Consider the following 13,114-nt stretch of genomic DNA (forward strand, 5'->3'; position numbering starts at 1 on the left):
CGTTACATATCGGTGACGTGTCGTGTCGGGGTTCCGCGGAGCCCGGGAAGAACGTCGGGAGAGTCCGGCTGCGGCCTACTTGCGTCCGGAGCGCGGTTTGGGGCCGGCCGTCGTCTCACCGTCGTCGGCGGCACGGTCGTCGCGTTCGGCGAGCAGCTGGCGAATGTCGTCGAGTTCGCGCCGCAGGTAGTCGCGCGTCGCGACCTCACCGACCGCCAACCGCAGCGCGGCCAGCTCGCGGGCGAGGAATTCGGTGTCCGCCTTGGTCTGTGCCGCGCGGGCGCGGTCCTCCTCGAGCGCCACCCGGTCGCGGTTCTCCTGGCGGTTCTGGGCCAGCAGGATCAACGGCGCCGCGTACGCCGCCTGGGTCGAGAACGCCAGATTCAACAGGATGAACGGGTACGGGTCCCACTGCAGCTGTACCGCGAAGACGTTCAGCGCCACCCAGACGATGACGATCACGGTCTGGATGACCAGGTACCGGCCCGTGCCGAGGAATCGTGCGATGCTCTCGCTGACCCGGCCGACGGCCTCGACGTCGATGTGGAATCGCAGCCCCCGCGTGCCCCGCGGCGTGTCGAGCCGCTGCCGTGCGCCCGGTTCACTCATCGGCGGTCTCCTCCTCGCGCCAGTCGGTGGGCAGGAGGTGGTCGAGGACGTCGTCGACCGTCACGGCGCCGAGCAGGTGGTGCTCGTCGTCGACGACGGGTGCGCACACCAGGTTGTAGGTGGCGAAGAAGCGGGTGACGGTCGCCAGGGAATCCTCCGGATCGAGGCGCGGCAGGTCGTCGTCGAGCACACCACCGACGAGGCTCGCGGGCGGTTCTCGCAGTAACCGTTGCAGATGAACACAGCCCAGGTAGCGGCCCGTCGGGGTGGCGGTGGGCGGCCGCACCACGAACACCATGCTGGCCAGTGCCGGTGTGAGGTCCTCGTTCCGCGCGCGGGCGAGCGCCTCCGCGACCGTGGTCGACGGCGTGAGCACCACCGGTTCGGGTGTCATGAGACCGCCCGCGGTGTCGGGGGAGTGCTCGAGCAGGCGGCGGACCGGCTCGGAGTCCTGCGGGTCCATCAACTGCAGGAGCGACTCGGCGTCCGTCTCGGGGAGTCCACCGAGGACGTCGGCGGCGTCGTCGGGATCCATCGCGACGAGGACGTCCGCGGCCCGCTCCACCTTCAGGTGGAGCAGCAGGTCGGTCTGGTCGTCGGCCGGCAGCTCCTGCACGACGTCGGCCAGTCGTTCGTCGTCGAGCGCCAGGGCCACCTCGTGGCGGCGTTTCTCGGGGAGTTCGCGCATCGCGTGCGCGACGTCGGCCGGACGCATGCCCTCGAACTGCATGAGGAGCTGGGAGACACCCTGCCCGGGCATCGCGAGTGCGGTGGGGGTCAGGCCGTGGACGTGCTGCCAGTCGACGACGTGGATCGCGGTACGCCGGCCGAGCCGGCCGCGGTGTGCGCGCACCGCGACCCGCGAGACGACCCAGTCCCGGGTGCGGGTCAGTTCGATGCCGAGGTCGACGATCACGACGTCGGTACCGATCGTCTCGGTGACCTCGGGGTCGTCGATGCGTACATGCGAGTCGAGGACCTGTGCGAGGGCGAGGACCTCGGTGGGGCGCTGGTCGAACCGGCGGAGACTGACGTTGCCGGTGCGGAGCGTGACCGACCCCGGCTCGATCGCGGTGACGCGGAGCATCGGCACGAATATTCGCTTGCGCGTGAACATCTCGATGACCAGCCCCAGCACCCGCGGGGGCTGACGCCCGATTCGGATGGTGAGCACCACGTCCCGCACACGCCCGATCGACTCACCGTCCGGTCCGAGGACCACCAGGCCGGCGAGCCTGGCTGCGAATACCTTGTTCACAGCTGCCATGATGAAAAGGCTAGATCCTTGCCTCGTGATCCACTGAATTCGGGAGGACCGCCCGCCATGACCGCTGGGACCCTGACCCCTCGCCTCCGGCCGCGTCGGTCCGTCCTGGCGGTACCCGGTTCGAGCCGCAAGATGATCGACAAGGCCAAGGGTCTTCCGGCCGACGAGATCTTCCTCGACCTCGAGGACGCCGTCGCGCCGATCGCGAAGGCCGAGGCCCGCGAGCGCATCGTCGACGCGCTCAACGAGGACGGCTGGGGCGACCAGATCAAGGTGGTCCGCGTCAACGACTGGACCACCGAGTGGACGCACGCCGACATCGCGACCGTCGTGGGTGGGGCGGGTGCGAATCTCGACGCGGTCCTGCTGCCGAAGGTGCCCGACGCCAGCCATGTCCAGGCGCTCGATCTGCTGCTGACCCAGATCGAGAAGGCCAACGGGCTCGAGGTGGGACGCATCGGGATCGAGCCGCAGATCGAGAACGCCATCGGGCTGACGAACATCGACGCGATCGCGACCGCGAGCCCGCGTGTGCAGACGCTGGTGTTCGGGCCCGCGGACTTCATGGCGAGCATCAACATGCGCACGCTCGTGGTCGGCGAGCAGCCCCAGGGCTACGACCGCGGCGACGCGTACCACCACATCCTCATGACGATCCTCATGGCGGCCCGCGCCCACGACCTCCAGGCCATCGACGGGCCGTACCTGCAGATCCGCGACGTCGACGCCTTCCGCCGGTCGGCGCAGCGCACCGCCGCGCTGGGCTTCGACGGCAAGTGGGTGCTGCACCCCACGCAGATCGACGCCGCCAACGAGGTCTTCAGTCCTCGCCAGGAGGACTTCGACCAGGCAGAGCTGATCCTCGACGCCTACGAGTTCCACACCTCGGCGGCCGGCGGTGCGCGCGGTGCGGTCATGCTCGGCGACGAGATGATCGACGAGGCGAGTCGCAAGATGGCGCTGGTCATCTCGGCCAAGGGTCGTGCGGCCGGGATGGCGCGGACGGTCAGTTTCACTCCGCCCACGAACGGGTAGGCGAGCGCGCGCCCCGCCGGGCACAATTGGATTGATATGACGCCCGAACATCGGTAAAACCGGACATATCACGTGCCCCGAGCAGAGAGACGAAGACGATGACGAATCCACTCTCGCAACCGAACCGCGCCGGCCGGGGGCTACCGACGCCGCCGACCGGCTGGCCGATCGGCTCGTATCCGACGTACGCCGAGGCCCAGCGGGCGGTCGACTACCTGTCCGACCAACAGTTCTCGGTCGAGGACGTGACCATCGTCGGCGTCGACCTCATGCAGGTCGAGCGCGTTCTGGGCCGTCTCACGTGGGCCAAAGTCATTGGCGGCGGCATCGTTTCGGGCGCCTGGCTGGGCGTGTTCCTGGGGCTGCTGCTGGGCATCTTCACGAACGGCCTGCTCGGCCCGCTGCTGGTCGGCATCGTCGGCGGCATCATCTTCGGGGTGATCTCGACGACCATCCCGTACGCGGCGACCCGTGGTACGCGCGATTTCTCGTCGACCATGCAACTGGTCGCCGGGCGTTACGACGTGCTGTGCGATCCCAAGACGGCCGAGTCCGCACGCGACATGCTGGCGCGGCTCGCGCTCTGACCCGGCTCGCTCGTCGGGCCGACGCCGCGTCGCCGAGCCGTGCCGACCAACACGGCCACCGTGGCGCCGACCGCGCACACCGCGCCACACCCGAACGCGGCGAGGTACGCGTCGACGCGAGAGACGGTCGTGCCGCCGACCGTGAACGCGGCCAGCATCGTCGCCAGTAGCGCACTGGCCACCGAACTGCCCGCGGTGCGGGCGATCGAGTTGACGCTGTTCGCGACCCCGGTCCGGTTCGGGGCGACCTCGGCGACCAGCAGCGCCGGCATGGCGGCGTACGCCAGGCTCGTGAACGCCGACGCGACCATCGAGCCGGTGATCAGCTGCCACGTGGTCTCGTGCGCCGCCACGAGGAAGCCGAATCCGGCCAGGCCGAGCACGCCCGAGACGGTCATGACGACCCGGGCGCCGAACCGGTGGATGAGCGCCCCGCTGCAGATCGAGGCGAGGACGCCGACGCTCGCTCCCGGCAGGATGTAGACGAGCCCGGCCTGCATCGGGGTGGCGCCGAACCCGTACCCCGCCAGGTCCCGATCGGTCTGGACGAAGTAGACGAGCGTGGTGATGTTGACGAACATCCCGGCCCCTACCAGCAACCCGGCCAGGTGCGTGCACAGCACCGGACGGTGCGTGAACATCTCGGTCGGTACCAGCGGGTGCTCGAGGCGCCGTTCCACGGCGAACCACCCGGCCAGGACGACGATTCCGGCCACCGCGCACCCGATCGTGGCGGGGGAGGACCATCCCCAGCTCCCGCCCTCGGACAGCGGCAGCAGGACCAGCACCAGTCCTGTCCCCAGCAGCGCCGCGCCCGTCCAGTCGACCCGCCCGGCCGCGGGGTTGCGGCGGGCCGGTACCACCGCCGGGACGGCGACGATCGCGATCATCGTCAGCACGCTGGCGAGCCAGAACGCGCGGCGGTAGTCCGCATCCGCAGGCACCACCAGGCCGGTCAGCACCATGCCCACGGCTCCGCCGAATCCCAGCGTGCCCGAGAGCAATCCCATCGACGACGTCAGCCGGCGCGGCGGGAGTTCGTCGCGCAGGATCGCCAGGCACACGGGGAAGGCGGCGAACGAGACGCCCTGCAACACCCGGGCGAGGATCAGCAGTGGCAGCGACGCGGTGACGGCCGCGAGCAGCGAACCCGCGAGGACGATCGTGAGGACCGCGAGCAGCACGGTGCGTTTGCACCGCAGGTCGGCCATCCGGCCCGCGACCGGCGTCGTGACCGCAGCCGAGAGGAAGCCGGCCGTGAGCGTCCAACCGATCGCGGTGATGCCGACGTCGAGTTGGCGACCGATGGTGGCCGCCAGCGGCATCACGACGGTCTGCTGCGTCGAGATGACCAGGATGACGAAGCAGAGCGTCGCGGTCAGCAACGGGGCGGGGGTGGGCCGGGTGGAACGAGACAAACGGAGCTCCTGGAACGTCGGGCCGGCAGACGAACGCGGGTATTCGCGGGTCGCTCGGGGACATCGCTCGCTGGCGAAAAGGGGTAACTCATTAGCTACGGGGTCGACTCCGGGGTGTCCAACCCTCCTCCCTGTAGGCGGGAGAGCGGGCGCCGGACGGGCCGGGCCGCAGGTGTTAGATGGACGTGTGACTGACAGCGTTGTCTCCGCCGTACGCGCACATCTGGACCGGTACATCGGTGGCCCCGCGCCGAGCACTGCCTCGGTGACCTTCCTGGGGGTCGAGCCCGTCGACGTCCTGCGCTACCCGGGGGAGGACGGTTCACCCGTGCGGTACGCGACGCTCGGTTGTTCCCGGCACCCGATGGGGGATCCGAGCGACATGATCGCCGACCCCACGCGCGGTCCCCGCGCCGAACTGGTCCTGACGCTCACCGGCGGCGCCGGGGTGGCGTCCGGGGTGCACAAGACGCTCGCCGTGCTGGCCGCCGCACCGTCGGTGGAGGGCGTGGTGCTGCGACCCGACGGATTGGTCGACCTGGGGGAGCCGTTGTGGAAGGGTGCGCCGTTCACGGCGGTCCTGCTCGGCGAGAGCGAGATTCCCGAGCTGGCGCTGCCCGAGCCGCTCGACCCCGTGCAGTTCCTCGAGGTGGCCCCGCTCACCGGGACCGAGGCGGCGTGGGTACGCCTGCGCGGCGCCGCGGCCCTGCGCGAGGCGTGGGACGAGGCCGGTATCGACGTCCGCGACCCGCGCCGCGCCGCCGCCACTCTCTGAGCGGGTCACGTCCGCGACGAAAGACCCTGTCGCGCAGCATGTCCTGATGGGCGGCCGGACGGCCGGGCGGGCGTGATTCCGGTCTCTCGGGGCCGGGTGCCGGGCGGACGCGCGCGGCGCCGACTTCCGGGACCTGAGACACTGGGTCGGTGCGTATCGATCTCCACACCCATTCGACCGCGTCCGACGGCACGGACACCCCGGCCGAACTCGTGCGGGCGGCCGCGGACGCCGGCGTGGACGTGGTCGCGATCACCGACCACGACACCACTGCGGGGTGGGCGGAAGCCGCCGCGACGCTCCCGTCCGGGCTGCGACTGGTGCGGGGCATGGAGATGTCGTGCGAGGGGCGCGGCGAGGACGGACGCCCGGTGGCGGTGCATCTGCTGGCCTACCTGTTCGATCCGGATGCCCGCGAGTTCGCGGCCGAGCGGGAGCGACTGCGCGGCGAGCGTGTCGCCCGACTGCGGGCGATGGCCGAGCGGATGGCCGCGGACGGATTGCCGATCGATCCGGACGCCGTGCTGAGCTCCGCCGGCCCCGCCGTCGGGCGCCCGCATCTGGCCCGGGCCCTCGTCGACGCCGGAGTCGTCGACAGCGTGGGGGCGGCGTTCACCGACCTGCTGTCCACGCGCAGCCCGTACTACGTCGAGAAGGTCGACACCCCGCTCGAGCGTGCGGTCGACATGGTGGCCGCGGCGGGCGGCGTCAGCGTCGTGGCGCACGCGCGTGCCCGCAGCCGAGGCCGGCTGCTGTCACTCGACCACATCCGGGAACTTGCCGAACGCGGGCTCGGGGGGCTCGAGGTGGACCACCCCGATCACGCGGCCGACGACGTCGCGCTACTGCGCTCGCTGGCACGCGAACTGGACCTGCCGACCACCGGGTCGTCCGACTACCACGGGTCGAACAAGACGATCGACCTGGCCACGCACACCACCGATCCGGACGCCTTCGCCGAACTCGTCGCGCGCGCGTCCGGCGTCCCGGTCCTGGACGAGGCGACGGGCGGGCCCGTGGTCGGCGGCGTGACGGCGGACGGAACCGCGCGGTGACGTACGAGGCCTTCGGAACTGCCCGGCGGCGGCGCGCCGACGGGTGGGCCGTGCGGATGCTGCGCGCGCTGTCCGGTCTGGCCACCGGCGGGGTGCTGGTTCTGACCGTCGTCGTCGCGGTCGTGGGCTACCTCGCCTCGAGCCGGGATTTTCCCGGCCCGGGCGGCGAGTCGATCGCCGCGCATGTGGCCGCGAGCATCATCGTGACGGGACTGCAGGTGGTCGCCGACCGGCGGCGCGGGGCCGGTGCAGCGCTGGCCGCGCTCGCGGTGTTCGTGGTCAGCGGCGCGTTGCTGTGGACACAGTGGTGGAACTGAGGTGAGGTGACCCCCGGGCCGTCTCACCGTCCACGCAGGTAGATGCCGTTTTCCGACAGTTCGCGACCGATCTGGCGGATTTGATTCCGGGTCGGCGATGGTGCAGAATTACTGCACTCTCGCGTGGGTGCTACCGCCCTTCGCAGGAGGTACCACGGTGGCAGAACTTCGAGCCAGGGCCCACCCCGCCCGGCGCCATCACGCTCCGGCAGTAGTGCAGCAAATCGCGCGCCCCGGTAGCTGCAAACGAATCAATCCTGGGTCGAAGAGCCGTGTCGGATCTACCGCACTGCCCCGGTTACTTCTCAGTAACCAGGACCCGAGTGAGTCTGGCCTCAAGAGGAGTGTCATGGTGTCCCCTGTGTCTGAAGCTTCCGTAACGCCAAAGGTCGAAATTACCGACGAGGAGATTTTCGCGGGCCACATCGGTGGCAAGCTCTCGGTGGAGACCACCGCGCCCCTCGATTCCCAGCGTGCGCTGTCGATCGCGTACACCCCCGGTGTCGCGCAGGTCAGCCGCGCGATTCACGCCGACGAGACGCTGGCCGATCGTTACACCTGGACCAACCGGCTGGTGGTCGTGGTCAGTGACGGCTCGGCCGTCCTCGGTCTCGGCGACATCGGGCCCCGGGCGTCCCTGCCGGTCATGGAGGGCAAGTCGGCGCTGTTCAAGAACTTCGCCGGTCTCAACTCGATTCCGCTGGTTCTCGACACCAAGGACCCCGACGAGATCGTCGAGACGCTGGTGCGACTGCGCCCGAGCTTCGGTGCAGTGAACCTCGAGGACATCTCGGCGCCGCGGTGCTTCGAGATCGAGCGCCGCGTGATCGAGGCACTCGACTGCCCGGTCATGCACGACGACCAGCACGGCACCGCGATCGTCGCGCTGGCCGCGCTGCGGGGCGCGGCGAAGGTCCAGAGCCGGGACATCACCGCGTTGCGTGTGGTCATCTCGGGTGCCGGCGCGGCAGGCGTCGCGTGCGCGAACATCCTCCTGGCCGCGGGCGTCGCGGACGTGACCGTCCTCGATTCGAAGGGCATCGTGTCCTCCGACCGCGAGGACCTGAACGAGATCAAGGCCGATCTCGCGGCCCGCACCAATCCGGCCGGCCGTTCCGGCGGCCTGGTCGAGGCGCTCGACGGGGCGGACGTGTTCCTGGGTGTCTCCGCCGGCACGGTGCCCGAGGAGATCATCGCGACGATGGCGCCGGAGGCGATCATCTTCGCGATGTCGAATCCGGACCCGGAGATCCATCCCGACATCGCGGCCAAGTACGCGGCGATCGTCGCGACCGGGCGCAGCGATTTCCCGAACCAGATCAACAACGTGCTGGCGTTCCCGGGTGTCTTCAAGGGCGCGCTGGACGCGGGTGCGCGCCGGATCACCGAGGGCATGAAGCTCGCGGCGGCGGACGCGATCCTGTCGGTGCTCGGCGACGAGCTCGCGGTCGACAGGATCGTCCCGAGCCCGCTCGACCCGCGCGTCGCCCCGGCCGTCGCCGCGGCGGTCGCACAGGCCGCCAAGGACGAGGGCGTCGCCTGACGGCCAGATCTGCACTCCCCACGGGGCCCCGTCGCGTCGGCGACGGGGCCCCGTGGCGTCGGTGCGGCGAGTCATCCGCGTGGCCCGCGGTCCCTCGGTCACGATGGGGCGCATGCGCGAGATCACCCTGGACCTCGACACCGTCCGACTCCGGGCACTGACGTGGGGACCGCCGAGCGGGCGCCTCGCGGTGCTGCTGCACGGGTTCCCCGACACCGCCCACACGTGGCGGTTCCTGGGCCCGGCGCTTGCGGAGACGGGTTGGCGGGTGGTCGCCCCGTTCACGCGCGGTTACGCGCCGTCGGGGATTTCCACCGACGGCAGCGGGCACGTGGCGGCCCTCGTCGACGACGCCGTCGCGATCCATGCCCGAATGGACGGCGGTACCGACGCGGTCCTGGTGGGGCACGACTGGGGCGCGATCACGGCGAACGCTCTGGCGGCGCACCCCGACAATCCGTTCGTTGCCGTCGCCTCGCTCGCGGTGCCGCCGTCCGCCGCGCTGCGCAGGGCGGCGGCGTTGCGCGTGCTGCCGCGACAACTGCGCAACAGCTGGTACATCCTGTTCAACCAGCTTCCGGTCCTGCCCGAGCGGTACGCCGAGCGGCTGGTGGCGCGGTTGTGGGCGGACTGGTCACCCGGCTACGACGCCGCCGGCGATCTCCCGGCCGTGAGGGCGGCGATCGCCGACCGGGATCACCGGCGGGCGGCGCTGGGCTACTACCGCGATCTGGCGCAGCCGTGGCGGCGCCCACCGGCGCGCTACCGGCGGTGGGCCGGGGCGGAGATGCGGCTTCCGCGCACTCCCGTGCTCTACCTTCACGGCGCACGGGACGGCTGCCTCGACCCGCCTCTGGCCGAGTTGGCGGCACGCGGACTGCCGCCGGGGTGCGAGGTACACCTCGTGCCCGGTGCGGGTCACTTCCTCCAGCTCGAGCAGCCCGACCAGGTCAACGCGCGGATTCTGAGGTTCCTTCAGGCGCGCTGACCGTCACCGGGCGGCGCAGTCGGCCGGTCCCCGGCGCGCAGGCCCACACGGCGGCGGCGAGGATCGCGTCCACCAGCAGCGCCAGGGCCGCGACGAGGATCGCGCCCACCAGCACGCGGTCGTAGCTGTGCAGTGCCAGCCCGTCGAAGATGTACCGGCCGAGACCACCCAGGTTGACGAACGCGGCCACCGTCGCCGTCGCGATCACCTGCAGCGCGGCACTACGCACACCGCCGAGGATCAGCGGCAGCGCGTTGGGGATCTCGACGCGACCCAGCACCTGCAGGGGAGTCATGCCCATCGCCTCCGCGGCGTCGACCACGGCGCGGTCCACGTTCGCGACCCCCGCGTACGTGCCCGCCAGGAGCGGCGGCACGGCCAGCAGCACCAGCGCGAGGATCGGCGGCACCAGCCCCAGCCCGAGCAGCAGCACCAGCAATGTCAGCACACCCAGGGTCGGCAACGACCGCAGCGCGTTGACGACGCCCACGACGACGATCTGCCCGCGCCGGAAGTGCCCGATCGCGAGACCGGCGGGCACCGCCACCACGGCCGCACCCGCGACGGCCAGCAGGCTGTACCAGAGGTGCTGGACGATCCGGGTGCCGATCCCGGTGGGCCCCGGCCAGTTCGCCGGGTCGGTGATGAAGTCCCACGCGCCGGTGAACATGTCAGGCAGGCCCTTCCGACAGCGCGAGCGTGGCCCGGCGGGAGGGTCTCCCCGACCGCTCCCACGGCGTGAGGAGGCGTCCCGCGAGATACAGCGCGCCGTCGATCGCGAGCGCGAGCACGACGATCGCGATGATGCCCGCCACGATCTGGTCGGGGTAGTCGCGCTGGTAGCCCTCGGTGAACAGCTCGCCCAGCCCGCCGACCCCGACCAGGGCCCCGACGGACACCATGGAGATGTTGGTGACCGCCACGACGCGGACGTTCGCGATGAGCACGGGCAGTGCCAGCGGCAGTTCGACGGTCAGCGCGCGGCGCGCCGTCGTGAACCCCATGGCGGTCGAGGCGTCCACGACGTTGCGGGGTACCGCGTCCAGCGCCTCCGGCACGACGCGTACGAGGAGTGCGGTCGAGTAGACGGTCAGCGCCGTCACGACGTTCGCCGTCCCGAGGATGTCGAGACCCAGCAGCCCGGGCAGTGTCACGAACAGTGCCAGCGACGGGATGGTGAACGCGATACCGGCGGCCACCACGGTGATCCGGCGCAGCCACGGCGTGCGGCGCACGGCCGTCCCGAGTGGGAGGGCGATGACCAGTCCGAACAGCAGCGGCAGCAGCGCGAGCTGCAGGTGGTCGCGGGTCAGATCCAGTACCCGCGGGAAGTTGTCGACCAGCCAGTGCACGCCGTCACCGCCCGTCCGGGACGCGGGTACGGGCGCGGCGCTGCTCGTCGAGCAACGCCACCACGTCCGCGGCGTCGACGCCCCCGACCAGCAGTCCGTCGCCGTCGACCACCACCCCGATCCCGGACGGCGAGGAGATGGCAGCGTCGAGGGCCTGCCGCAGATCGGCGCCGAGCGTGAACAGCGTGCCGCCCGGTGTGGACGCGTCCGCGACGGCCCGGCCCGCCCGCACGCTCTCGACGCCGGTCGCGTCGATCCACCCGCGGGGGCGCCCGTCGGCGGTGACGATCAGCGCCCACTCACCGGGGTCGAGAACCGTTGCCGCGACCTCGGATTCGCGGACACGGCGCACCTCCCGCGGCCGCAGCCCGTCGGCCGTCCGGAACGACAGACCCCGGTAGCCGCGATCCCGGCCGACGAACTCCGCGACGAAGTCGGTTGCGGGGGAGCGCAGTACCCGCTCGGGCCGGTCGTCCTGCTGGAGCCGGCCGTGCGGGCCGAACACCGCGATCCGATCGCCCAGACGGACGGCCTCGTCGATGTCGTGGGTGACGAACACGATCGTCTTGCGCAGTTCCGCCTGCAGTCGCAACATCTCGTCCTGCAGATCCGCGCGCACGACCGGGTCGACGGCGCTGAACGGTTCGTCCATCAGCAGGACGGGTGGGTCGGCGGCCAGCGCGCGGGCCACCCCCACGCGCTGTTGCTGTCCGCCCGACAGCTGCGCCGGGTAGCGTCCGGCGAGCGCGGGATCGAGACCCACCCGGTCGAGGACATCGAGCGCGTCGCGACGGGCCGCGCGCCGCGACTTGCCCTGTAGAACAGGCACGGTTGCGACGTTGTCGAGCACGGTGCGGTGCGGCAGCAACCCCCCGCTCTGGATCACGTAGCCGATACCGCGCCGAAGCTCGACGGCGTCGACGTCGGTCACGTCCCGGCCGTCGACACGCACGGCGCCGCTGGTGGGCACCTCCATGCGGTTGATCATCCGCATGGAGGTCGTCTTGCCGCAGCCGGACGGCCCCACGAAGACGGTCACCGAGCCTGCCTCGATCCGCAGATCGAGGCCGTCGACCGCGACCGTGCCGTCCGGGAAGCGCTTGGTGACCGCGGCGAACTCGATCACGACAGCGGGGTGTCCAGTCCCTGCTGCGCGACCCACTGCTTCGCGGCGGTCTCGGGTTCGGTCTTGCTGTCCCCCGAGACGGCGTCGTTGAGGGCGACCAGCTCCGCGGTGGTGAGCTTGGCCGAGACCGCGTCGAGGACGCGCGACAGCTTGTCGTTCTTCGCGGCCGCGCGCAGCAACGGCACGACGTTCTGGGCCGGGAAGTTGTTCTTCGGATCGTCCAGGACCACCAGGTCGTTCGCCTCGATCGCGGGCGAGGTGGTGAAGATGTTGGCCGCGGTCACCTGTCCCGACGTCAACGCCTTGACGGTGGCCGGCCCGCCGCCGTCAGCGATCGGCACGAAGTTGGCGGCGGCGATGTCGAGGCCGTAGCGCTCGGCGAGCCCCGGCAGGCCCACCGGACGCTCCTGGAACTCGGCCGGGGCGGCGAACTTCACCTCCGCCGAGTGCGGCGCCAGATCCGCGATGGAGGTCAGATTCCACTTGTCGGCGGTCTCGCGGGTCACGACCACCGCGTCCTTGTCCTCGGCGGGCGCCGGGGTGGTGGTCGCCAGGTCGGGAGCCAGGGCCGCCGGGAGAGCCGCGTCGATCTCGGCGGCACTCGTCGCGGTGGCCGCCGGGTCCAGGTACTGCAGCAGGTTGCCGGTGTAATCGGGGATCACCGTGAGCGATCCGTCGCGCAGGGCCGGGACGTACACTTCCCGGCTGCCGATGTTCATCTTGGTGTCGACGTCGAACCCGTTGGCCCGCAGCGCTTCGGCATAGATGTAGCCGACGGTGGTCGATTCCGGGAAGTTCGCCGATCCGACCACGATCGTGTCGGGATCGGCGGCGGTGCCGCCGGAATCGCCGGAGAGCGGGTCGTTGCTGCCGCACGCCGTGAGGGCCGTCAGCGAGAGGGCCACGACCGCGACCGCCCCTCGGGCCAGGCGGCGGCGCAGGCGAATCCGGGAACTGTTCATGTCGTCCTTCCATCGGATCCGGCGTGGCGCCGATCCCGCACGGGCGGACGCTGCGCGGTGGCAAGCCGGATCTGTCGACC

At 71.0% G+C, this 13,114-nt stretch carries 14 protein-coding genes; 7 read left to right on the forward strand and 7 right to left on the reverse strand.

Annotated features, from left to right (window positions below; all coding sequences use genetic code 11):
• Positions 1 to 75 precede the first annotated feature (75 nt).
• Positions 76 to 609 (reverse strand): DUF1003 domain-containing protein, encoded by a 534-nt coding sequence (locus tag E7742_RS03200; protein ID WP_137797613.1) that lies wholly within the window; start codon positions 607 to 609, stop codon positions 76 to 78.
• On the reverse strand, positions 602 to 1,876 hold the full coding sequence (locus E7742_RS03205) for a magnesium transporter MgtE N-terminal domain-containing protein (protein WP_137797614.1): 1,275 nt from the start codon (positions 1,874 to 1,876) through the stop codon (positions 602 to 604). Before E7742_RS03205 ends, E7742_RS03200 begins: the two co-directional genes overlap by 8 nt.
• A 57-nt stretch (positions 1,877 to 1,933) precedes the next feature.
• On the opposite strand from E7742_RS03205, the gene E7742_RS03210 reads away from it, so the two are divergent.
• Positions 1,934 to 2,911 carry an HpcH/HpaI aldolase/citrate lyase family protein gene (locus E7742_RS03210; RefSeq protein ID WP_441346878.1) on the forward strand — a complete coding sequence of 326 codons (978 nt, stop codon included), beginning with the start codon at positions 1,934 to 1,936 and terminating at the stop codon, positions 2,909 to 2,911.
• A gap of 98 nt (positions 2,912 to 3,009) precedes the next feature.
• Positions 3,010 to 3,498, forward strand: a complete 489-nt coding sequence (locus tag E7742_RS03215) for a general stress protein (protein WP_137797615.1) — start codon at positions 3,010 to 3,012, stop codon at positions 3,496 to 3,498.
• Here E7742_RS03215 and E7742_RS03220 read toward each other — a convergent pair.
• Positions 3,429 to 4,916: an MFS transporter gene (locus E7742_RS03220; protein ID WP_254699148.1), complete on the reverse strand. Its 1,488-nt coding sequence runs from the start codon at positions 4,914 to 4,916 to the stop codon at positions 3,429 to 3,431. The genes E7742_RS03215 and E7742_RS03220 overlap by 70 nt on opposite strands.
• 187 nt (positions 4,917 to 5,103) lie before the next feature.
• On the opposite strand from E7742_RS03220, the gene E7742_RS03225 reads away from it, so the two are divergent.
• The 5 genes from E7742_RS03225 to E7742_RS03245 all read left to right on the forward strand — a co-directional run bounded on the left by E7742_RS03225 (position 5,104) and on the right by E7742_RS03245 (position 9,594).
• The gene (locus E7742_RS03225; protein WP_137797617.1) at positions 5,104 to 5,691 is read left to right on the forward strand and encodes a suppressor of fused domain protein; all 588 of its coding nucleotides are present in this window, start codon (positions 5,104 to 5,106) and stop codon (positions 5,689 to 5,691) included.
• Positions 5,692 to 5,840: 149 nt separating this feature from the next.
• Complete coding sequence (locus E7742_RS03230) at positions 5,841 to 6,746, forward strand: PHP domain-containing protein (protein WP_137797618.1); 906 nt, start codon at positions 5,841 to 5,843, stop codon at positions 6,744 to 6,746.
• Entirely contained in the window at positions 6,743 to 7,063 is a 321-nt protein-coding gene (locus tag E7742_RS03235) for a hypothetical protein (protein WP_137797619.1), read from the forward strand. Before E7742_RS03230 ends, E7742_RS03235 begins: the two co-directional genes overlap by 4 nt.
• A gap of 352 nt (positions 7,064 to 7,415) precedes the next feature.
• Positions 7,416 to 8,606, forward strand: coding sequence for an NAD(P)-dependent malic enzyme (locus E7742_RS03240; RefSeq protein ID WP_137801025.1), 1,191 nt, complete (start codon positions 7,416 to 7,418; stop codon positions 8,604 to 8,606).
• 112 nt (positions 8,607 to 8,718) lie between these two features.
• A complete protein-coding gene (locus E7742_RS03245; protein ID WP_137797620.1) occupies positions 8,719 to 9,594 on the forward strand; it encodes an alpha/beta fold hydrolase in 876 nt (291 codons plus the stop codon).
• Here the strand turns inward: E7742_RS03245 and E7742_RS03250 are convergent.
• The 4 genes from E7742_RS03250 to E7742_RS03265 are packed head-to-tail and all read right to left on the reverse strand — an operon-like array spanning position 9,557 to position 13,034.
• A complete protein-coding gene (locus E7742_RS03250; protein ID WP_137797621.1) occupies positions 9,557 to 10,264 on the reverse strand; it encodes an ABC transporter permease in 708 nt (235 codons plus the stop codon). The two genes, E7742_RS03245 and E7742_RS03250, sit on opposite strands and share 38 nt — an antisense overlap.
• Position 10,265: 1 nt before the next feature.
• Entirely contained in the window at positions 10,266 to 10,946 is a 681-nt protein-coding gene (locus tag E7742_RS03255; protein WP_137797622.1) for an ABC transporter permease, read from the reverse strand.
• A gap of 4 nt (positions 10,947 to 10,950) precedes the next feature.
• Positions 10,951 to 12,072, reverse strand: a complete 1,122-nt coding sequence (locus tag E7742_RS03260; RefSeq protein WP_137797623.1) for an ABC transporter ATP-binding protein — start codon at positions 12,070 to 12,072, stop codon at positions 10,951 to 10,953.
• Positions 12,069 to 13,034, reverse strand: a complete 966-nt coding sequence (locus E7742_RS03265; RefSeq protein ID WP_137797624.1) for an ABC transporter substrate-binding protein — start codon at positions 13,032 to 13,034, stop codon at positions 12,069 to 12,071. Before E7742_RS03265 ends, E7742_RS03260 begins: the two co-directional genes overlap by 4 nt.
• Positions 13,035 to 13,114: the final 80 nt, after the last annotated feature.

Source organism: Rhodococcus sp. SGAir0479, assembly GCF_005484805.1.
GTDB lineage: Bacteria > Actinomycetota > Actinomycetes > Mycobacteriales > Mycobacteriaceae > Prescottella.